Raw genomic sequence first — 20,657 nt, 5'->3', positions numbered from 1 at the left:
CAGTATTATCTTCATTTTATCTCCCGAATTCAGTATCAAAAAATATTTGTCAGTTGTATTAACCTATGATGGTGCCAGACTTTGACTATAGTTTGTCTGACAAGATTCAGGTGATTTTCAGCCGAAATTCGGATAATACCTAGTTAGTTTCGATACTGGCAATCTCATGTCGAGAGAGTCATTTTTTCTGCCAGTATTTCAGCTTTGACGTTTTACCAATGCCAGGATTAAAACTATTAGTAGGATCTATCTGCTGATAAAACATTTTCAATGCGGGTTTTGCAATATAGAGATGGCCGACATTATGTTCGGCTGGATACTCTGCTCCTTTGTTATTTAGCAGTGCCAACATTTTTTCTTTGAGTGCATGTGTATCAACCCCTTTCTTCACAATATAATCTTGGTGAAAAACGTGACAGAGAAAATGGCCGTAGTAAAGTTTGGCCACCATACAGTTATCTATTTCTGGTGGTAGAGTTTCAAACCACTGTTCCTCATTGCGGCGCAGGGCAATATCTAGTGGCAAAATATCCTCTACTTTATCAGCATGAACTGCGTGATATCGTACCGCCGCACCTGCTGCGGCAAAGCGATGTAAAAATGCTTTTTTCCCTTCATCCGCTGTACAAGTAATAAAATTACCTTCCGCAGAGGCAAAAAATTCTTTCAAGAATCGCTGTGCTTCAGAAATTCCTTCCCCTGACATTTTCAGCATCAGATGATGCTCATATTTGTCACGATAGCTTTTTAGTCTTTTAGGCAAATGGTTGGGTAAAATTTGGCTAAAACCCTGCATAATACGATCAGTTAAGTGATCAACGAGAAAAGGAACTTTACTTAGACGAGCATCAATCTTGCCTTTTAAAGTAAAGAAGCGTGGCATGTTATTGGTGCCCATACTGTTGATCATCACAAATGTATCTTTGCCATATACTTCGGCAATATCGAAAATATCGCGGTGCATGTATTCACCGGCTATCGGTAAATATTTGAAGTCACGCAAAATAGCCCGGCGTAATTGTGTTAATACCTGAGTCTGATTAGTGCCGATATAAAATACTTGCTGCTGTTTTTCACTGGGAAATGTATCCAGTCGAACGGCAAATACCGCCAATTTTCCAGCACATCCTGAAGCTTCAAATAGACGCCGCGGATCGGCATTGAAACGTGATGGTGTTGGCGCATCAATATCTCTTACTCGTGTCGCATATTCGTGATCAGAGGCTTGCTGCATACCTTGGTCAATATCGCTGGCACGATATTGACCGCGTTCTAAGCGTTTTAAAATTTCCTCCGGCGTATTACCTAAATTAATACCCAAATGATTAATGAGCTGTAATTCACCTTGAGCGTCAATTTGTGCAAACAATGCCATCTCGGTATATGCTGGCCCTCGTTGCACCAACGATCCACCTGAGTTATTGCAAATACCGCCAACAACAGAGGCTCCAATACACGAGGATCCAATGACAGAGTGGGGTTCACGGTCATAAGGTTTTAAGCGTTTTTCCAGTTGATTCAAAGTGCTGCCCGGAAAGCCAATCACTTGCTTACCATCATTCAATAATTGAATCTGATTAAGACGCAAAGTATTTAATATGACGATGGGGCGATCATAATCATCCCCGCTAGGGGTCGAACCCTCCGTCAGCCCAGTATTCGCTGCTTGCATAATAACAATCGTATCAGCAGCTACGCAGGCTTGTAGTAATTGCCACTGCTGCAATAGCGTGGAAGGAAATACTACCGCTAAGGCAGAACCCGTCCCAGAGCGAAAACCAGTGCGATAGCGTTCCGTCTGCCGTTCACCCGTGAGTAAGTAGCGCGCACCCACTATATGCCGCAATTGGGTCAGCAAGGTTTGCATTTTCTCATCATTGAATTGATTCATCTGTGCGGCTTCCTCTCATTGCAATTACTTCTATACGTTGGCTCTACACCCACATTCAAACTTATTGGTGATAGTTATTTTGGTGCAATGAGTAAACATGAGGGACGTCAGGCTTTCTCGATAAATCGTTTGTTTTGTGAATACCCTCACATTATTCCTGCTCTCATCGTACTCAAACACCAAGAAATTGAGGTTTAAACATAACTAACGCTAATGATTAAAATAGGTTGCTCTTCGGCAATGTGTGCCGTCAGTCTGTAAAGTGTCGATAATGATTTTGATCATTGCACGATGGAGTATAGGATCGAGCATCATAATAACGCTGGTTAGTAAGGTCTTTCATGAGTGAGCATTTTGTCGGCAAATATGAAGTTGAGTTAAAGTTCCATGTATCGGACATCATTCAATTACATGAGCAGTTAGCAATACAAAAGGCAACGCCATTTGCGATCAATAATTATGAAAAAGATATCTATTTGGAAGCGAACAGCGGTGATTTGGCCGCAAAAAAGATCAGTATGGTTTTACGTGAAATGAATCCCTCGGGTATTCGTTTATGGATAGTTAAGGGACCTGAAATAGAGCGTTGCGAAGCCAGTAAAATTGAAGATATAAATAAAGTGCAAAGTATGCTGGCAACGTTAGGATATCAGCCAGCCTTTATACTGGAAAAACAGCGTAGTATTTATTTTGTTGGGAAGTTTCACGTTACTGTTGATTGTTTAGCTGGGCTGGGGGATTTTGCTGAAATAGCCATCATGACCGATGATGCTACAGCTTTAGATTATCTTAAGGTTGAATGTCGTGATTTAGCGGACAAACTCGGATTATTGCCAGAAGAACAAGAGAGCCGCTCATACCGGCAGTTACTTGGTTTTTAACTATGTTGTGATGATAAGGTACTGGCCGTCATAGGTTCTACGGCCAGATAGACTTATTTCTTCATCAAAGATTTCAAATTTGCGAATGGGTTATGGGTAGCGACACCTTGCTCATTCTGTGCATCATCGCCGGCGATCACGGTTGAACCATAGAGATCCGCTTCAGTGTATTTTGAATGTTCATGATCATGACAAAAGAGACATAACATCTCCCAATTACTGCCATCTTCGGGGTTATTGCTATGATCGTGATCAATATGGTGAACCGTTAGCTCCCGCAGGTTGGAATAGACAAACTCCCGTGAGCATTTACCGCAAACCCACGGAAAAATCTTCAGGGCTTTCTCTCTATAACCGCTTTCCAAACGGGCGTAATTCTTCGGTATATATGCCATATGTGAACCTTCAATTCTGCAATGAATAATTGTTTTATTTTAGCGTGAAAGTGGATGGCAGACTATCAACTGTTTGTGATTAATATCTATGTGATATCCCATTATTTGACAGCGGCTCAGTAGAAACATATTGAATCAATTATAGAAATACTTCATTCAGATATTTATACAGATACAAGGTTTTTTGAGACTTTTGGTGATGATTTAAAGGGATAAGTCGTTTTACACTATCGTTATGTTTTAGTCTTCGCATGTTTTACATTATTCAGCATACAGTGATTAACGTGGGATTATGCGTATCCCGATAACAAACTTATTTTACAATAGGCAATGCGGTGTGTTTAGCCTGAAATCCTATGCCGATACAGTTGAGGCGATATGAAAGAATCCGAGGTACTGGCTGAAGTCAGTAATGAAAACCAGACACTCGTGGCAGTGGTACAACAAGACCAACGGGTTGTATATTTCTATATTTATCCACAAGAGGCGTTTGAAGAGCGTTTTCCGGTACGCGCTTGTTGGGTAAGAAATTTGGTTGCTGCTCCTTTATCGGCTGATAACGCTGCCCTCGAGCAGGGGTTGGCTCCGCGGTTGGCGGCAGAGTTTTGCCGCAATGTTGCAGGTGAGGCTGAACTTGATGCGCAGTTTATTTCAATAGTCTGGTCAGAAAGCGATGATGGGGCTGCATTATGGTATCAGGGACAATTGTTGGCAATTATTCCTGGCTGGAGTTTATATATTGATCACTCCGTTTGTTATTCAGCCAGTTGTATTAAAGATAACCCTCTGACTTTACCTTTGGGGTCAGCCTCAACCAATACACAATATGCTCAGGCTCAAAAAACACGCCAGTTCTGGCGTGTTTGGCAACAGGAAGAGGGGAATCCTTGGCCTGCATTACAGTCTGAATATATTCAATGCTATGAACAACATTTTGGCCCGTCGGTGAAATATTATGCCATCGATCAAGGAAAGTGGCCGCCTATGGCTATCTCTCAGCATGAAAAAGCAGGAATCTATTATTTTCTGACATTGGGGGTGAGTATTCGCCCTCAACCTTGGGTTGAAATATTATTCAATGATGATGCGGCCAAATACCGGCATCTGGAAATGGCTATAGCGATTGATAGCCAATATGTTAATGAAGAGAACGCTATCCAGATGGCGAGTGCACTCGCCGGATTTGCCCATGTTCCTTGGAGCAAAATAACGTGGCTGGGTGAAGGACATACATTGGAATCAACTGCCGCTCCTCAAGGATATGAAGGCTATATTTTATCATCAGAGCTTTATGCTGATGCTGACAATCTTATATTACCTCTTCAGCAAGGTGAACCGGTCAATATATATTGGGCTAGCCCTATTTTTGCCAATGAAAGAGAGGCTGCTCATGCTGTGCCAAACGGTGGGCATGATTTGCTGAAAAAACTGCAACAACGGGATGTTAATCATATTTTTACACCCCGTGAGCCTATTATTTAATTTGTGCGGAACATGGCTGGTTTGATTTGCAGATTTTGTTATTCAGGTCTTAACTTAATGATGATAGGGGTTATGAGTCAGTCAGGTTGAGACTGTAATGTTTGCTTGAGATGCTGCGTTTTAACACTAAAAGCAAAATGGAAAGTGGCTGTCATTAGCCGGGTAGTCAAATCAGCTATCAGTGAAAATTAATTTATGGAGGTTGTATGGGCATACTATCTTGGATTATTTTTGGTCTTATTGCCGGTATTCTGGCTAAATGGATTATGCCTGGAGAAGATGGTGGTGGTTTTATCATGACCATCATCCTTGGTGTGGTGGGTGCACTAGTCGGTGGCTATATTAGTACCTTCTTTGGTATGGGTAAGGTTGATGGATTTAACCTTGGCAGCTTCGTTGTTGCCGTCATCGGCTCACTGGTAGTCCTGTTTGTCTACCGAAAATTAAGAAGTTAGATGAGATGAATATACAGATGACAATGGTTTTAAATGCTCATTGGTCACTGATATAGGCATGAATCAAAAGAGACGTATTTGCCAAAATACGTATTCAATAAAATAGAGAAAGGTGGCAAATTTTTGTCACCTTTTTCTCATAAAACTATCATCAATATGCAATAGAAATATTCGTTAATGGCTCATGACTACAGGCAATCTGAGAGACATGATATGGGCCAGGCATTGCGTAAATTCACTGTGGCTGAATATCCAGTTACGGTGCAAGAACCACGTAAAAAGCTACTTGCTGTCAAAGGGTTAGTTAAAGCATACAAATCGCAGCACCGAGTTTTGGATGATGTTAATTTTGAACTTCATGCCGGTGAGTTTGTAGCAATAATTGGCCGTTCTGGTGCCGGGAAATCTACTTTGCTACATGTTTTGAACGGCACTATTCCCAGCAGTGCTGGTGAAATCATTAATTATCATGACAATGGTGACACACAAAATATCGCTGCATTAACGACAAAACAGATGAGAAAGTGGCGGGCTACGTGTGGCATGATCTTTCAAGATTTCTGCCTGGTTCCCCGGCTTGATGTTATTACCAATGTTTTATTGGGCCGCCTCAGTTATACCTCGACACTAAAATCATTTTTTAAAATATTTGCTGAACAGGATAGGGCCAGAGCAATTGAGTTGTTGCAATGGCTTAATATGTTACCCCACGCTTTACAGCGAGCAGAAAATCTTTCTGGTGGCCAAATGCAACGTGTTGCTATTTGTCGTGCCATGATGCAAAACCCAAAAATATTATTGGCAGATGAGCCCGTGGCATCTCTAGATCCCAAAAACACTACTCGTATAATGAATACATTACAGAAAATAAGTGAAAATGATATAGCAGTTGTCGTCAATTTACATTCTGTCGATTTAGTTAAAGATTATTGTACAAGAGTAATTGGTATTGCTCATGGAAGGATTGTTTTTGATGGGCATCCATCAATGCTGAACGATACTGTTATTCAGGATATATATAGCGACGAATCAACAGACCTTTTGCATTAATTCCCACTTATCCCCTTATCAGAATAGGTTAATCTAATGAAAAAAGTACTTTGTCTTACCTCATTAGTGGCAAGTATGATGGTATTTAATGCCACTGCAGCGGATGCACCAAAAGAAATTAATCTGGGTATTCTTGGCGGGCAAAATGCAACGCAGCAAATTGGCGATAATATGTGTGTCAAAGAATTCTTGGATAAAGAATTAAACGTAAAAACAAATCTGCATAATGCATCTGACTACTCAGGGGTTATTCAAGGTTTATTAGGCGGAAAAATTGACTTAGTCTTAAGTATGTCTCCTTCTTCCTTTGCATCTGTTTATATCAAAGATCCTAAAGCTGTAGATATTGTAGGTATTGCAATTGACGATACTGATAAATCACGCGGTTATCACTCCGTCGTGGTGGTAAAGGCAGATAGTCCATATCAGAAAATTGAAGATTTAAAAGGCAAAGCATTTGGTTTTGCTGATCCAGATTCAACGTCAGGATTCTTGATCCCTAATCAGAGTTTTAAACAGAAATTTGGTGGAACACCAGATAATAAATATAACGATTTCTTCTCTAGTGTCACATTCTCTGGTGGTCATGAGCAAGATATTCTGGGTGTTATTAATGGTCAATTTGATGGCGCAGTGACTTGGGCCTCCATGATTGGTGATTACAATACCGGCTATACCAGTGGCGCATTCACTCGCATGATTCGTATGGATCATCCTGATTTAATGAAACAAATTCGTATCATTTGGCAGTCCCCACTTATTCCTAATGGCCCAATATTGGTTCGTAGCGCATTACCATCTGAATTTAAAGCCCAATTAGTCGCTGCGGTAAAAAAACTCGATAAAGAAGATCATGGTTGCTTCATTAAAGCTATGGGTGGCAAACAGCATATTGGTGAAACATCATTGAGCGAATATCAAACGATTATTGATATGAAGCGCGAACTCACTAAAGGCGACCGTTAAATCGGTTCTGCGGACAAAAATATACCCTGCATACCTGACGTTGCAGGGTATCGCTCCGGTAATCCGGAGCTATTGCTTTTAGGTGGTAGCTAATTTTGAATACAGACTTTAACCATTACTATCAGCAGATTCGCTCTAAACAAAAACGTGAAACGTTGATTTGGTCATTGATGCTGGCAATTATCTATCTTGGTGCGGGGAGTATTGCTGAGTTTAATTTACATACTGTTTTTGTTTCTATTCCGAGTTTTTTTGATTATCTGGGCGAAACGATACCCATACTCCACTGGCACTCTCTATTTGCAGATGGTCGTACGGAAGGCTCTTTGGCTTATTGGGGGTATCGTCTGCCAATTCAGTTACCCCTGATTTGGGAAACGCTGCAATTGGCAGTAGCCTCAACTATTTTATCGGTTATTGTTGCCACTATTCTTGCTTTTTTGGCTGCAAGTAATACCCAAAGCCCAGCGTGGTTGCGATTATCTATTCGCACATTTGTCGCGTTTTTACGTACCATGCCAGAATTAGCTTGGGCAGTAATGTTTGTAATGGCTTTTGGCATCGGGGCTATTCCCGGCTTTTTAGCTTTGGCTTTGCATACTATTGGCAGTTTAACCAAGTTGTTTTATGAATCATTAGAAACAGCATCGGATAAACCTGTACGTGGTCTGGCAGCTTGTGGGGCAGGTCAATTACAACGAATGCGCTTTGCACTTTGGCCACAAGTAAAACCTATATTTCTCTCCTATAGCTTTATGCGTCTGGAAATTAATTTTCGTCAATCGACAATTTTAGGATTGGTGGGAGCGGGCGGTATAGGGCAAGAATTAATGACCTCAATAAAATTAGATCGCTATGACCAAGTCAGTATGACGTTACTACTGATTATTATTGTGGTTTCATTACTGGATTACACATCTGGTAAATTACGTAAGCGAGTTGTGGAAGGAGTTTCATAATGTTGACCCATCATTTGAGTGCGGATCAGCTTTCAATGCTAAAACAGCAGCATCCACACATTTTCTTACAACAGAGGCGCTATCTTCGGTGGGTCGCAATCATCGCTATAGGTATTTTTTTATACTATCTTTTTTTCTTCAAGACTTTTGGTATTTCCTGGCAAGCATTCGTTAATGGTAGTCAGCAAATAAGCCGCTACTTTTTACGCATGTTTGTTTGGCATGATTTTATTAATTGGCCATTTAAATATTATTTTGGTCAGATCTTTATTACCTTGGCGATTGTTTTTGCTGGTACTCTCACAGCAACCTTAATGGCTTTACCGTTGTCATTTCTGGCAGCACGAAATGTGATGTCGGCTCCGGGCTTGCGTATTATCTCATTTATAGTTCGTCGTTTTTTGGATATTTTCCGAGGTATCGACATGGCTATTTGGGGGCTGATATTTGTGCGTGCAGTGGGGATGGGCCCACTGGCGGGGGTACTCGCAATAATTATGCAAGATATGGGGCTGCTAGGAAAACTTTATGCTGAAGGGCATGAGGCTGTCGATAAATCACCTAACCGCGGCCTAACCGCAATGGGAGCCAATGCCTTACAAAAACAGCGCTTTGGTATTTTTACTCAATCCTTTCCAACCTTTTTGGCCCTTAGCCTTTATCAAATTGAATCCAATACCCGTTCAGCTGCCGTGCTTGGTTTCGTAGGAGCAGGAGGGATTGGTTTGGTTTATGCCGAAAATATGCGCTTATGGAATTGGGACGTGGTCATGTTTATCACATTGATAATGGTTGTTGTAGTAATGGTCATGGATAAGATCTCTGCAACATTACGCAAGAAATATATTATTGGTGAAGAAATTGCACTTTACCAACCCACTAATAGTATTAAAACACATGACTGAAATTAATATATTAGTGCTAGAGTGTTTTATTGATATATCTAATAATTCATTATGAATCGCATGTATAAATAAATGTGCTTTCTGAGTTTGTTATTTATATTTCGTTATTATTGGTCTATTGAGTGCTTTATCATTAATCAGATTTACATTGAGAAAATTGGCTTTGATCTATACAATACTGCCCGCTAGACGTTAAAGAAGATTTTTTGTTTTTCTTGCGATATTCGCACACGTCTAATCTACATAATAGGAATAGGGCAGTAATATGATCAACAACGATGTGCTCCGTAGTGTTCGCTACATGCTTAACGTAAACGATACCAAGATAACAGAAATCATTAAGCTGGCGGATTTTGATGTGAACAATGCGGATGTCGTTAATTTTCTTAAAAAAGAAGATGAAGCTGGCTATCAGGATTGTCCTGATCTGGTGATGGCACATTTCCTTAATGGCCTGATTTTCTTTCGACGTGGTAAAGATGACAAGTTCCCGGCACCTGCGGTAGAGCCAGTCATTACTAACAATATTGTGCTCAAAAAACTGCGTGTGGCATTTGAGTTAAAAGACACTGATATGCACGATGTTTTTAATGCCGTTGAATTCCCAGTATCCAAACCTGAGTTAAATGCCTTGTTCCGTAAAGAAGGGAGCAAAAACTTCCGTCCTTGTGGTGATCAGGTATTGCGTTATTTCTTGAAAGGTTTGACATTACGTATACGTGGTCCTAAGAAGTAAACCCGTCTATTGGTATAAATTACCACTCAAGAAAACAGGAATGGCAATAAGCGATTCCTGTTTTTCGTTAATTAACGCCATAGCCTCTTCACTATATTATCTCTGTTAACTTCTAAATTAAGCCATTTCTGCTTATCTTCTGTCATACCTTACTTTTCACTTTATTGCACTATCTGTGCTCGTCAGCTGCTCATTAATGGTGCAGATATTGGGGGGGATATCAGGCTATTTGGCCATAATATCTATAATCTTCAATTAAATTATTAAGATATAAAACTGGCATGGCGATTGCGCTGAGTAATTCAATCTTGTGTGTTTTTACTCAACAACCAGAGGTTAACGCTATGCAACACCGTCACTTATTTAAAGTTTTTGCACTCTCAGCTTCGGTCATCAGCATGGGTGTGGCTTTTGGCACACTGGCTGCTGATACTATCAAAGTGGGTATTTTGCACTCGTTGTCCGGCACGATGGCTATTTCTGAAACACCACTGAAAGATATGGCATTGATGAGTATTGATGATATTAATGCTCATGGCGGTGTATTAGGTAAACAACTTGAGCCAGTTATTGTCGATCCGGCATCCAACTGGCCCTTATTTGCTGAGAAAGCACGGCAATTATTAACACAAGATAAAGTTGCTGTTGTCTTTGGTGCCTGGACTTCAGTTTCTCGTAAATCAGTATTACCCGTATTTGAAGAGTTAAATGGCTTACTGTTCTACCCGGTGCAATATGAAGGTGAAGAAATGTCTCCGAATGTCTTTTATACGGGGGCCGCACCAAATCAACAAGCTATCCCTGCTGTAGAATATTTATTGAGTGAAGATGGTGGTGCGGCGAAGCGCTTTATTTTACTGGGCACTGATTACGTATATCCACGGACTACGAATAAAATTCTGCGTGCTTTCTTGCATACGAAAGGTATCCAAGATAAAGACATTGAGGAAATATATACTCCATTCGGTTATAGCGATTACCAAACTATTGTCGGCAATATTAAGAAATTCTCTGCTGATGGCAAAACGGCGGTTATTTCTACCATCAACGGTGATTCAAATGTTCCTTTCTACAAAGAGCTAGCTAATCAGGGTATTAAAGCGACCGATGTACCGGTTATTGCTTTCTCCGTAGGAGAGGAGGAGTTACGTGGCATTGATACTAAGCCATTAGTGGGCAATCTTGCGGCCTGGAACTATTTCCAATCCGTGGATAACCCAACTAACAAGAAATTTGTTGAGCAATGGAAAGCATATGCCAAAGCACACAACTTGCCGAATGCAGATACAGCAGTCACCAATGACCCGATGGAAGCAACTTGGGTAGGCATGCATATGTGGGCTCAGGCGGTAGAAAAAGCCAAATCAACCGATGTAGATAAAGTTCGAGCGGCCATGGCCGGGCAGACCTATCCGGCTCCGTCCGGTTTTACGTTGACGATGGACAAAACCAATCACCATTTACATAAGCCGGTGATGATTGGCGAAATTGAGTCTGACGGACAGTTCAATGTGGTATGGCAGACTGATGCGCCCATTCGGGCGCAGCCATGGAGCCCATTTATCGCCGGAAATGATAAAAAACCGGATCATCCAGTGAAAAGCACGCAATAGCGGTGACACTCCGGAGCCAGGTTAAGTTGGCTCCGTTTCTCCTTTGCCAAATACCTGTGATGAGTGGGCCTATGAAATCATTAATTCCATTTTGGGGTAGAGCAGCTAATTATTTGCTCAGACCGATAATCGGTTTGTTAATGGGGATATCGGCACTAGCAGTCGCAGGGCCTGCCCATGATTTTGTTGCAGCCAATCGTTCACAGCAGGCCATTATGTTGCAGCAGTGGGCAACAGAACCCGATGTTAGCCGGTTACCCTTATTGCAAGCGCTGAAGCAAGAAACGTTGGTGATTGATGGCGCCGGGCAAGCTTTTATCCAAAATAATCAGACTTTCACACCTCTAGAGGGTCAGGCACAACCCACTGATATACCGAAAAAAATCTGGCTTAATAACCGATTACGTACCCTGATTGCTAATGCGTTGTCAGCTCAACGGTTAGTTAGTGAGGACCCATCGGTTCGTTTGCTTGCAGCCCAAGAGTTACAGAAACAGGCGCAAAGCAGTCAATTGTTATTACTTAATCAGCGTCTGAAATTAGAAACTGATAATAAAGTGAAAGAGGCATTGAGCATTGCGCTTGCCAATTTGCAGCTCACTGATAGTGACCCTCAGGTACGCCTGAATGCCGTGCAGTTACTGGGGCAATCGGGTTCGCCTCAGACTCAGTCTCGGCTACAAAGTTTAACGGACATCAAGGTAGAACCTGATGAGCAAGTGCGTACTGCGGCTGCCAGTAGTCTAAAACAAGTACAACATCGGCTGATGGTTGGGGATATCATCGGGCAGGTATTTAGTGGGCTATCACTGGGGTCTATCCTGTTGTTAGCCGCGCTGGGATTAGCCATTACGTATGGTTTGCTAGGTGTCATTAATATGGCTCATGGCGAAATGCTCATGCTGGGGGCTTATTCCGCTTATTTAGTGCAATCCTTATTCCAACATTTTGCCCCTCACTGGCTGGCACTATATCCATTGCTCGCTTTACCCGTCGCTTTCTTTATTACCGCAGGAATTGGTATGGCTTTAGAGCGAACAATCATTCGTCATTTGTATGGCCGACCATTGGAAACTTTATTGGCAACGTGGGGCATCAGCCTAATGTTGATTCAGAGTGTACGGATGATTTTTGGTGCACAAAATCTAGAGGTTGCTAACCCGGCTTGGTTATCGGGAGGGATACAGGTTTTGCCGAATCTGGTTTTACCTTGGAATCGTATTGCGGTGATTGTTTTTGTGGTGATTGTATTGCTGCTCACATGGCTGTTACTGAATAAGACTCGTCTCGGATTACAAGTACGTGCAGTCACCCAGAACCGCGCAATGGCGGCGTGTTGTGGTGTGGCGACAGGGCGAGTCGATATGTTGGCATTTGGACTGGGTTCCGGTATCGCCGGATTGGGGGGCGTAGCACTATCACAGTTGGGGAATGTCGGCCCGGAATTAGGGCAGGGTTATATCATCGACTCTTTCTTGGTGGTGGTACTCGGCGGCGTAGGGCAGCTAGCAGGTAGTGTTGTTGCCGCACTGGGATTGGGAATGCTGAATAAAATTCTGGAACCTCAGATTGGTGCAGTGCTCGGCAAAATTTTAATTTTAGTGCTGATCATTTTGTTTATTCAAAAACGACCACAGGGTCTGTTTGCTCTCAAGGGCAGGGTGAGTGACTAATGAATCAACCTTTGGCGATTACGATGACACAAAAAGCACCAACTCTCACTCTATCACTGGGGGTGGTGGTACTTATTTTATTGATTACTCTTCCTTTTCTGGCTTTGTTACCAATGGATAATCCATTGGCAATTTCAACCTATACCCTAACACTTATCGGCAAGATTCTGTGTTACGCGGTGGTCGCAATTGCACTAGATTTGGTGTGGGGCTATGCCGGGTTACTGTCACTGGGGCATGGCTTATTTTTCGCCCTCGGTGGTTATGCTATGGGCATGTACTTAATGCGACAGGCTGCAGGAGAGGGCCTGCCTGCATTTATGTCTTTTCTGTCATGGCGTGAGTTGCCGTGGTTTTGGAGTGGTAGCCAATATTTTGTGTGGGCGCTGTGTTTGATTGTACTCGTACCCGGTTTATTGGCTTTTGTTTTTGGCTATTTTGCCTTTCGTTCCAAAATAAAAGGGGTCTATTTTTCCATCATGACACAAGCACTCACTTACGCAGGGATGCTGCTATTTTTTCGCAACGAAACGGGTTTTGGTGGCAATAATGGCTTTACTGGTTTTACGACGATATTAGGCTTTTCAGTGTCAGCGACATCAACACGCATTGCCCTGTTTCTCGCCACTCTCATACTGTTAATCGCCAGCCTGGCATTAGGCTTTGCGTTAGCGCGAACCAAATTCGGTCGAGTATTAACCGCGGTGCGAGATGCTGAAAACCGCCTGACATTTTGTGGCTATGACCCCAAAGGTTTCAAATTGTTTGTCTGGACACTTTCTGCGGTGCTGTGTGCTTTAGCTGGTGCGTTATATGTGCCACAGGTTGGTATTATCAATCCCAGCGAAATGTCTCCAACCAACTCTATTGAAGCCGCAATTTGGGTAGCGCTTGGTGGACGTGGTACTTTGATCGGCCCGGTACTGGGGGCGGGGATTGTTAATGGTGCAAAAAGTTGGTTTACCATGGCAATGCCGGAATATTGGCAGTTCTTCCTTGGTTTGATATTTATTCTGGTGACCTTGTTCTTGCCTAAAGGTGTTATTGGTTTACTGCGTCGGGGGAAAGATAAATGAGCCGATTTCAAATAACTGAACAACTAATTTACCCCGAAATCATTGCTCAAGAACCCGGGGTTGTGCAGCATGCAGCAGACAAATACCGCCAGCAGCGAGACCCCGTGCTGACACTGGAAGAGATCAATGTCAGTTTTGATGGCTTTCATGCATTGAGAAATCTTTCATTGCAAATTGGTGTTGGGGAGTTGCGCTGCATTATTGGCCCGAATGGTGCGGGTAAAACAACATTGATGGATGTCATCACCGGTAAAACGCGACCACAGAGTGGCAAAATGATGTATGACCAACATCATGATCTTTTGGCAATGAATACGATTGAGATTGCACAGGCGGGTATTGGGCGAAAATTCCAAAAACCGACAGTATTTGAGGCGCTGAGTGTCTTTGAAAATCTTGAGTTGGCACAAAAAAGCACAAAAACTGTTTGGGCAAGTTTGTGTGCCAGATTGAGTAGTGAACAGCGAGATCAAATTGATGAAACATTAGCCATATTGCGCTTAGCTGATATGCGGCAGCGCCCTGCCGGTTTGTTATCGCACGGCCAAAAACAGTTTCTTGAAATCGGCATGTTATTAGTGCAAGACCCGCATTTGCTTCTTTTGGATGAGCCAGCAGCAGGGATGACTGATGCAGAAACTGCTTATACAGCAGAGTTGTTTAATCAGTTGGCAGGTAAACATTCCTTAATGGTGGTGGAGCATGATATGGGATTTGTTGAGACCATTGCCGACCATGTAACAGTGTTGCATCAAGGGCAGGTATTAGCTGAGGGGACATTGGCAGAGGTGCAGGCTAATGAGCAAGTGATTGAGGTTTATTTGGGGCGCTGAGTTGCTCTGACTTATTGTTACTTTACCCCTTTGTATTTGGGATCATGTCTTGATTCTGAACGACTAGTCACCGTGATACTTAGCATTTGGTGATAAGCAGTTATCTGGATCCGTTGGGAGATAATATATGCTGCAAGTAAATGAACTCGATCAATATTATGGTGGCAGTCATATATTGCGCGGCTTGTCATTTGAGGCTGCGGTGGGTGAAGTGACATGCTTATTGGGTAGAAATGGTGTAGGTAAAACAACATTACTCAAATGTCTGATGGGATTAGTGTCAGCCAGAAATGGCAGCATTATTTGGGAAGGTAAAAACATTAGCCACCAATCTCCCCATCAGAGAGTCAAAGGGGGAATTGCCTACGTGCCACAAGGGCGGGAAATATTTCCCCGACTCACTGTCGAAGAGAATATTTTATTAGGGCTTTCGCGTTTCCCAAACTCACAAAGTAAAACAGTCCCTGAGCATATTTATCAACTCTTCCCTGTGTTGCAGGAGATGAAGTATCGCCGTGGCGGGGATTTATCTGGTGGGCAACAACAACAACTAGCGATTGGCCGGGCATTGGCTTGCCAACCGAGGCTGTTAATTCTTGATGAACCCACAGAAGGAATTCAGCCCTCAGTGATTAAAGAGATTGGATTAGTCATCAAAAAATTAGCGGCCCAAGGAGATATGGCTATCTTGTTGGTAGAGCAGTTTTATGATTTTGCTGCGGAGTTGGCCGATAATTATTTAGTGATGTCTCGTGGCAAAATTATCCAGCGAGGACACGGCACCGATATGGAGCTTGAGGGTGTCCGTGGCCTAGTCGCTATTTAACTGTCTTATGGTATAGGCTAGTTTTATGGCAGTTTCTTGTTATCAATAGGCAGTGAATCAGATGCACCCCACTCAGCCCAAGAACCATCATACAATGAGACTGTAGGGGCATTGACTGCCGCTAATCCCAGAGCAACAACGGCGGCGGTCACGCCAGAACCACAACTGGTAATAATGGGCTTGCTCAAGTCCACGCCTTGAGCAGCAAAAATACTTGCCAGCACCTGTGGCGATTTCAAATTACCGTTTTCAACCATGCTCCCCCAGGGAACATTAATGCTTCCAGGAATGCGCCCTAAGCGCAGGCCTGGTCGAGGTTCTGGTTCCTGAGCGTTAAATCTCCCCATCGGGCGTGCGTCTAGAATCTGTATCTCACTATCGCCAAGTGCGGCTAAAATCTGTTCAGCATTTTTAACCGCAGCAGCGTTGAATGTCGCATTGAATATTTCTGGGGAGCGGTCAGTTGGCCCGCTTTCTAATGCAAATCCAGACTGTAGCCATCCGCTGATACCGCCCGTTAAAATATGTACTTTTTTTACGCCAAATGTACGAAACGTCCACCAAACCCGCGGAGCAGAAAACAGGTTGCCATCATCATAAATAACCAATGTCTGCTGCTCATTGATCCCTAATTGGCCAACCATTTCACTGAATACTTGGGGGGATGGCAGCATATGAGGTAAATCGGTGCTGTGGTCTGCTATTGCGTCAATATCAAAATAAACCGCGCCAGGAATATGCCCCTGCTCAAATTCAGCTCGAATATCTCTCTTAGGTATTAATCCTGGTGGTGACATTCTGGCATCCAGAATAACGATGTTGGCATCATGAATATTTTCTGCCAGCCAGTGTGGTGTTACCAGAAAAGGTGAGTTCATAGCAAGTTACCTGTCGAAATTATAAAGGAGCAGCTCAGTGAGTACTCCATCGTGGTATTCACTATATAACGAAATAACATGATTGAAACCTTGAGTTATCAGCGTTGCGCAATGCGTCGCAATAATTGAAATCTATTATTTCATTTATTACATAAAGAAAATTAAATTTTCATTTTCAGTGTGTTTGTTCATTGTTTTTGTGAACTGAGTAACGCGATTTATGCTTTGCATATGCAAAATTTCATTGCACTAACAATATTATTTGTAGTAGCTCTCAAAAGGAGTTTTTATTCCATAATTCCCTTGATGATGAAATTTTAATTTCGTATAACCGTTACCAAGTAAAGTCCTAAGTGGGATGTCACCTTAAACAGGCAAGGGGAATAGAATGCAAAAGGTTCGAATTGGCCTTATCGGTACTGGTTATATCGGTCGTTGTCATGCCATTGCTTACGCGCAGGTCGCGACTGTTTTTCCATTAAAGGGGCTGCCAGTACTGGAAATGCTAGCTGAAGTCACTCCTGAATTAGCCCAACAACGCGCAGCTGAATTTGGTTTTTCTCGCGCCACTGCAAATTGGCAGGAGCTAGTTGCTGATCCAAATATTGATGTGGTTGATATATGTGCGCCAAATTTCTTGCACAAGGAAATGGCGCTGGCAGCAATTAGCCACGGGAAGCATGTTTACTCAGAAAAACCTTTGGCTCTTAATGCTGCAGATGCCCAAGAAATGGTCGAAGCTGCGCGAGCAAAAGGCGTAAAAACGTTGGTAGGTTTCAATTATATGAAAAACCCTACTAGCCAGTTAGCACGTGAGATTATTGCTAACGGTGAAATTGGTGATGTTGTTCATTTTTACGGTACACATAATGAGGATTATTTGGCCGATCCGAACACTCCCTTAGATTGGCATTGCACCAGATCACAAGCAGGGCTTGGTGCGTTAGGGGATCTAGCTGCACACATTGTGAATATGGCTCATTATTTGGTCGGTGATATTACCAATGTCTGTGGTGATATGCAGACAGTTATACAGCAGCGGCCCGACCCAAAAGATCGCTCAATCTTACGAACAGTAGAAAATGAGGATCAGGCCAGCGCATTGGTACGCTTTGCTAATGGGGCAATGGGAACAATAGAGACATCTCGTATCGCTTGTGGCCGCAAAATGGGGTTAACCTATGTGGTTACTGGGACTAAAGGCACTATCAGTTATACACAGGAACGCATGGCAGAATTACAACTCTATCGCCATGATGATCCGCAATCAAGACAAGGGTTTAAAACATTGCTCACCGGGCCGCAGCACCCAGACTATGCTGCTTTTTGTGTCAGTGCAGGGCATGGTATCGGTTTTAACGATCAAAAAACGGTTGAGATTCGTGATTTGATAAACGGTATAGCTGGTGAGGAGAGTATGTGGCCAGATTTTGAAGAAGGTTGGAAAGTATCTAAAGTGTTGGATGCTATTGCCGTTTCAGCGCAAGAATTGTGTTGGATAGAGGTTTAGATAGACAGTTTTTAGATATACATAGTGCTTTAAATTAGTTAGCAGTGGGTATGCTTAAGCTGATACTGGTCCAAATTATGCCAAGTATGAGCCTTAAATATGTCGACTGCTGATGCCAAATCTGATTACCGCCCGGCAGGTGCTGCTTATTATCTTAGCCGGCAGCAACGAGCGCGAATAAAACAGTTATCACGTTCTTGGGTCTGGCGTTTGGAATTGCCAACTTGGGCGTTGATTAGTGTTATATACACGGGTTGGTTTGCATGTGTTATCTATTGGCAACAACTGGGTTCTGTGATTGGTAGCGTGTTTCTAATCTTGTTTAGCACGTGGTATATGTCGCTACAACATGAGTTGATTCACGGACATCCGACTCGCTGGCGGAGAGTCAATCAGCTATTCGGGACTTTGCCGCTTGCAGTGTGGTATCCCTATGGTCTCTATCGTGACTCTCATATTCAACATCACAGGGATGAGGATTTAACCCACCCAGAAAAAGACCCTGAAGGTTATTACTATACAGCAGAGCAATGGCGGTATTTTCCTTCTGTATTCAAAAGTATTGTACGTATTAGCAATACTTTCATTGGCCGATTGGTGCTGGGGCCAGCGCTAGATATCATTGATACTATCCGTAGCGCAACTCGTGCCTTTATTACTGGTGATCGTCCTGCCATTATCATGTGGTTAATTCATTTGGGGCTACTGAGTTTATTGCTTCACTGGATGTCCAGTCATGGTATTTCAACAATTTTTGCCATTTTAGTGATTGCTTATCCGGCACTTAGCCTGACTAAAGTGAGGTCGTTTTTTGAGCATAGAGCCGCGCAAGACAGTGCAGCACGTTCAACATTGAATGAGGCGGCATGGCCATGGCGATTGTTATTTCTAAACCTTAATTATCATCTAGTTCATCATGATTTACCTGCTTTGCCTTGGTATGGATTGCGTCAGATTTATCTGGAAAATCGCGTTCAATATCAACATCGCAGCGGGTACTTTGTGGTGAATGGCTATACTCAATGGTTTGAAGCTTTTGCTTTTACAGCTTTAGCAATAGAAATTCATCCTTTTTACGATAGCGAAAATAAAACATCAATCAGTAAACGACAACATGACAAGATTGATAGTGGCGATAGCCCTACTCAAACTCCATCTCAAATAGCCCGTTAAATGTAAAAAGCAGCTCATTGATGCTGAACAAACACTCTAGAAACTCTCTTCAGTTAGCTAAAATTTACTGTTGTTATATACAGCCATTTGTGTAATCTTAACCGTAAGTTTTGTAGACAAAATAATTTTTAAATACTTAGCTATCATACTGTTATGTATGAAAATGATCGGTCTGTTAGCCTAAAAAATTGCGAATAATATATTTGATATCAATTGGTTATTTGGTTTGTTTTGGACTAAATCTAATATGGTTACTGACTTGTTAATGATGGCAGGTTGTATACTTTACTGGCGTTTCTGTTGACAAACATTAGCAACCTAACTTTCTCTAACCCTTGAGCACATAGAGGTAAAACATGGCAAAGAACTTAACTCGTGGCCAGATTTTTGCGTTAGCAACAGTTATGTTGGCGACATCTAGTGGTGCATCTCAAGCTGCAGATACTGTCCGTGTTGGCTCAAAAATTGATACCGAAGGCTCATTGTTGGGTAACATTATTGTGCAGGTTTTGGATGCTAACGGAATTAAAACCACTAATAAATCGCAGTTGGGTACAACTAAAGTGGTGCGAGGTGCAATCACTGCTGGCGAGATTGATATTTATCCTGAATATACTGGTAATGGTGCCTTTTTCTTCTCTGATGAAAAAGATCCGGCTTGGAAGAATGCCAAAGCAGGTTATGAAAAAGTCAAAGCGCTGGATTACGAAAAGAATAAACTAGTATGGCTTTCGCCGGCTCCAGCAAATAATACTTGGACTATCGCAGTCCGCCAAGACTTAGCCAAAACGAATAACTTGAAAACATTGGATGACTTAGGCAAGTGGATTAATGCGGGGGGGCAATTTAAACTGGCGGCTTCTGCCGAATTTATTGAGCGTCCTGATGCTTTACCTGCTTTCCAGCAAGCGTATGGTTTCAAATTAAATCAGGATCAGTTGTTATCATTGGCTGGGGGAGATACAGCGGTAACAATCAAAGCTGCCGCAGAGCAAACCTCTGGTGTTAATGCCGCAATGGCTTATGGTACTGATGGCCCGGTAGCGGCCTTAGGATTGCAAACGCTGGAAGATACTAAAGGTGTCCAGCCTATTTATGCCCCAACGCCGATAATTCGCGAAGCCACACTGAAAGCGCATCCCAATATACCTACCTTACTCGATCCTGTATTTGCCACACTTGATGGCCCGACGTTACAAAAACTGAATGCCCGTATTGCGGTAGAGGGGCAGGATGCGAAAAAAGTCGCAGCCAATTATCTGAAAGAGAAAGGATTCGTTAAAGGATAATAATGAGTATGGGGGTGGTGCTATAACCGTCTGCATTATAGTGCCATCAAATAAACAGGTAATCGC

Annotated in this window: 19 protein-coding genes; 16 read left to right on the top strand and 3 right to left on the bottom strand. The window is 42.6% G+C overall.

Features of this window, described 5'->3' with window-relative positions; all coding sequences use genetic code 11:
• Nucleotides 1-178: 178 nt before the first annotated feature.
• On the bottom strand, nucleotides 179-1,891 hold the full coding sequence (gene dld, locus ACIOG0_RS15050) for a D-lactate dehydrogenase (protein ID WP_050098795.1): 1,713 nt from the start codon (nucleotides 1,889-1,891) through the stop codon (nucleotides 179-181).
• Nucleotides 1,892-2,232: 341 nt separating this feature from the next.
• On the opposite strand from dld, the gene cyaB reads away from it, so the two are divergent.
• Nucleotides 2,233-2,772, top strand: coding sequence for a class IV adenylate cyclase (gene cyaB, locus ACIOG0_RS15045; RefSeq protein WP_050098794.1), 540 nt, complete (start codon nucleotides 2,233-2,235; stop codon nucleotides 2,770-2,772).
• Between the two features lie 53 nt (nucleotides 2,773-2,825).
• On the opposite strand, the gene yajD is transcribed toward cyaB, so the two are convergent.
• The gene (gene yajD / locus ACIOG0_RS15040; protein ID WP_050098793.1) at nucleotides 2,826-3,167 is read right to left on the bottom strand and encodes an HNH nuclease YajD; all 342 of its coding nucleotides are present in this window, start codon (nucleotides 3,165-3,167) and stop codon (nucleotides 2,826-2,828) included.
• Between the two features lie 378 nt (nucleotides 3,168-3,545).
• On the opposite strand from yajD, the gene ACIOG0_RS15035 reads away from it, so the two are divergent.
• From ACIOG0_RS15035 to urtE, 12 genes are all read left to right on the top strand, one after another.
• On the top strand, nucleotides 3,546-4,649 hold the full coding sequence (locus ACIOG0_RS15035; RefSeq protein ID WP_050141020.1) for a suppressor of fused domain protein: 1,104 nt from the start codon (nucleotides 3,546-3,548) through the stop codon (nucleotides 4,647-4,649).
• 206 nt (nucleotides 4,650-4,855) lie between these two features.
• Nucleotides 4,856-5,104, top strand: coding sequence for a GlsB/YeaQ/YmgE family stress response membrane protein (locus ACIOG0_RS15030; RefSeq protein ID WP_050098790.1), 249 nt, complete (start codon nucleotides 4,856-4,858; stop codon nucleotides 5,102-5,104).
• Between the two features lie 213 nt (nucleotides 5,105-5,317).
• Nucleotides 5,318-6,154, top strand: a complete 837-nt coding sequence (phnC, locus tag ACIOG0_RS15025) for a phosphonate ABC transporter ATP-binding protein (protein WP_128451735.1) — start codon at nucleotides 5,318-5,320, stop codon at nucleotides 6,152-6,154.
• Between the two features lie 36 nt (nucleotides 6,155-6,190).
• Nucleotides 6,191-7,120 (top strand): phosphonate ABC transporter substrate-binding protein, encoded by a 930-nt coding sequence (gene phnD, locus ACIOG0_RS15020; protein ID WP_128451736.1) that lies wholly within the window; start codon nucleotides 6,191-6,193, stop codon nucleotides 7,118-7,120.
• A 95-nt stretch (nucleotides 7,121-7,215) separates the two neighbouring features.
• The gene (gene phnE / locus ACIOG0_RS15015) at nucleotides 7,216-8,079 is read left to right on the top strand and encodes a phosphonate ABC transporter, permease protein PhnE (RefSeq protein ID WP_050098786.1); all 864 of its coding nucleotides are present in this window, start codon (nucleotides 7,216-7,218) and stop codon (nucleotides 8,077-8,079) included.
• Entirely contained in the window at nucleotides 8,079-8,984 is a 906-nt protein-coding gene (gene phnE, locus ACIOG0_RS15010; protein ID WP_128451737.1) for a phosphonate ABC transporter, permease protein PhnE, read from the top strand. Before phnE (ACIOG0_RS15015) ends, phnE (ACIOG0_RS15010) begins: the two co-directional genes overlap by 1 nt.
• A gap of 265 nt (nucleotides 8,985-9,249) precedes the next feature.
• Nucleotides 9,250-9,720 (top strand): DUF1456 family protein, encoded by a 471-nt coding sequence (locus ACIOG0_RS15005; protein ID WP_004713424.1) that lies wholly within the window; start codon nucleotides 9,250-9,252, stop codon nucleotides 9,718-9,720.
• A 344-nt stretch (nucleotides 9,721-10,064) separates the two neighbouring features.
• The gene (urtA, locus tag ACIOG0_RS15000) at nucleotides 10,065-11,333 is read left to right on the top strand and encodes an urea ABC transporter substrate-binding protein (protein ID WP_050099223.1); all 1,269 of its coding nucleotides are present in this window, start codon (nucleotides 10,065-10,067) and stop codon (nucleotides 11,331-11,333) included.
• 71 nt (nucleotides 11,334-11,404) lie between these two features.
• Nucleotides 11,405-13,006, top strand: a complete 1,602-nt coding sequence (gene urtB, locus ACIOG0_RS14995) for an urea ABC transporter permease subunit UrtB (RefSeq protein WP_145579898.1) — start codon at nucleotides 11,405-11,407, stop codon at nucleotides 13,004-13,006.
• Nucleotides 13,006-14,082 (top strand): urea ABC transporter permease subunit UrtC, encoded by a 1,077-nt coding sequence (urtC, locus tag ACIOG0_RS14990; protein ID WP_128451739.1) that lies wholly within the window; start codon nucleotides 13,006-13,008, stop codon nucleotides 14,080-14,082. Before urtB ends, urtC begins: the two co-directional genes overlap by 1 nt.
• Entirely contained in the window at nucleotides 14,079-14,915 is an 837-nt protein-coding gene (urtD, locus tag ACIOG0_RS14985) for an urea ABC transporter ATP-binding protein UrtD (RefSeq protein WP_128451740.1), read from the top strand. Before urtC ends, urtD begins: the two co-directional genes overlap by 4 nt.
• Before the next feature lie 127 nt (nucleotides 14,916-15,042).
• Nucleotides 15,043-15,741 carry an urea ABC transporter ATP-binding subunit UrtE gene (urtE, locus tag ACIOG0_RS14980; protein WP_050098777.1) on the top strand — a complete coding sequence of 233 codons (699 nt, stop codon included), beginning with the start codon at nucleotides 15,043-15,045 and terminating at the stop codon, nucleotides 15,739-15,741.
• Between the two features lie 23 nt (nucleotides 15,742-15,764).
• Here urtE and sseA read toward each other — a convergent pair whose 3' ends face one another.
• Complete coding sequence (sseA, locus tag ACIOG0_RS14975) at nucleotides 15,765-16,619, bottom strand: 3-mercaptopyruvate sulfurtransferase (RefSeq protein ID WP_050098775.1); 855 nt, start codon at nucleotides 16,617-16,619, stop codon at nucleotides 15,765-15,767.
• Between the two features lie 388 nt (nucleotides 16,620-17,007).
• Here sseA and ACIOG0_RS14970 point away from each other — a divergent pair, with 388 nt between their 5' ends.
• The 3 genes from ACIOG0_RS14970 (at nucleotide 17,008) to ACIOG0_RS14960 (ending at nucleotide 20,591) form a co-directional block, all read left to right on the top strand.
• The gene (locus tag ACIOG0_RS14970) at nucleotides 17,008-18,129 is read left to right on the top strand and encodes a Gfo/Idh/MocA family protein (protein ID WP_128451741.1); all 1,122 of its coding nucleotides are present in this window, start codon (nucleotides 17,008-17,010) and stop codon (nucleotides 18,127-18,129) included.
• A 99-nt stretch (nucleotides 18,130-18,228) separates the two neighbouring features.
• Nucleotides 18,229-19,302 (top strand): fatty acid desaturase, encoded by a 1,074-nt coding sequence (locus ACIOG0_RS14965; protein ID WP_050141012.1) that lies wholly within the window; start codon nucleotides 18,229-18,231, stop codon nucleotides 19,300-19,302.
• A 356-nt stretch (nucleotides 19,303-19,658) separates the two neighbouring features.
• The gene (locus tag ACIOG0_RS14960) at nucleotides 19,659-20,591 is read left to right on the top strand and encodes an ABC transporter substrate-binding protein (RefSeq protein ID WP_050141011.1); all 933 of its coding nucleotides are present in this window, start codon (nucleotides 19,659-19,661) and stop codon (nucleotides 20,589-20,591) included.
• Nucleotides 20,592-20,657: the final 66 nt, after the last annotated feature.

The organism is Yersinia vastinensis (genome assembly GCF_044905075.1).
Classification (GTDB): Bacteria; Pseudomonadota; Gammaproteobacteria; order Enterobacterales; family Enterobacteriaceae; genus Yersinia; species Yersinia vastinensis.
This window is presented reverse-complemented; position numbering and strand designations above follow the sequence as displayed.

Excerpts from the sequence above, each read along its gene's own strand:
- ACIOG0_RS14965 (WP_050141012.1), top strand. The coding sequence starts at position 18,229 with ATGTCGACTGCTGATGCCAAATCTGATTACCGCCCGGCAGGTGCTGCT.
- phnC (WP_128451735.1), top strand. The coding sequence starts at position 5,318 with ATGGGCCAGGCATTGCGTAAATTCACTGTGGCTGAATATCCAGTTACG.
- phnE (WP_128451737.1), top strand. The coding sequence starts at position 8,079 with ATGTTGACCCATCATTTGAGTGCGGATCAGCTTTCAATGCTAAAACAG.
- sseA (WP_050098775.1), bottom strand. The coding sequence starts at position 16,619 with ATGAACTCACCTTTTCTGGTAACACCACACTGGCTGGCAGAAAATATT.
- ACIOG0_RS14970 (WP_128451741.1), top strand. The coding sequence starts at position 17,008 with ATGCAAAAGGTTCGAATTGGCCTTATCGGTACTGGTTATATCGGTCGT.
- urtA (WP_050099223.1), top strand. The coding sequence starts at position 10,065 with ATGCAACACCGTCACTTATTTAAAGTTTTTGCACTCTCAGCTTCGGTC.
- ACIOG0_RS15035 (WP_050141020.1), top strand. The coding sequence starts at position 3,546 with ATGAAAGAATCCGAGGTACTGGCTGAAGTCAGTAATGAAAACCAGACA.
- urtE (WP_050098777.1), top strand. The coding sequence starts at position 15,043 with ATGCTGCAAGTAAATGAACTCGATCAATATTATGGTGGCAGTCATATA.
- ACIOG0_RS15005 (WP_004713424.1), top strand. The coding sequence starts at position 9,250 with ATGATCAACAACGATGTGCTCCGTAGTGTTCGCTACATGCTTAACGTA.
- ACIOG0_RS15030 (WP_050098790.1), top strand. The coding sequence starts at position 4,856 with ATGGGCATACTATCTTGGATTATTTTTGGTCTTATTGCCGGTATTCTG.
- dld (WP_050098795.1), bottom strand. The coding sequence starts at position 1,891 with ATGAATCAATTCAATGATGAGAAAATGCAAACCTTGCTGACCCAATTG.
- urtC (WP_128451739.1), top strand. The coding sequence starts at position 13,006 with ATGAATCAACCTTTGGCGATTACGATGACACAAAAAGCACCAACTCTC.
- phnD (WP_128451736.1), top strand. The coding sequence starts at position 6,191 with ATGAAAAAAGTACTTTGTCTTACCTCATTAGTGGCAAGTATGATGGTA.
- urtB (WP_145579898.1), top strand. The coding sequence starts at position 11,405 with ATGAAATCATTAATTCCATTTTGGGGTAGAGCAGCTAATTATTTGCTC.
- cyaB (WP_050098794.1), top strand. The coding sequence starts at position 2,233 with ATGAGTGAGCATTTTGTCGGCAAATATGAAGTTGAGTTAAAGTTCCAT.
- yajD (WP_050098793.1), bottom strand. The coding sequence starts at position 3,167 with ATGGCATATATACCGAAGAATTACGCCCGTTTGGAAAGCGGTTATAGA.
- ACIOG0_RS14960 (WP_050141011.1), top strand. The coding sequence starts at position 19,659 with ATGGCAAAGAACTTAACTCGTGGCCAGATTTTTGCGTTAGCAACAGTT.
- urtD (WP_128451740.1), top strand. The coding sequence starts at position 14,079 with ATGAGCCGATTTCAAATAACTGAACAACTAATTTACCCCGAAATCATT.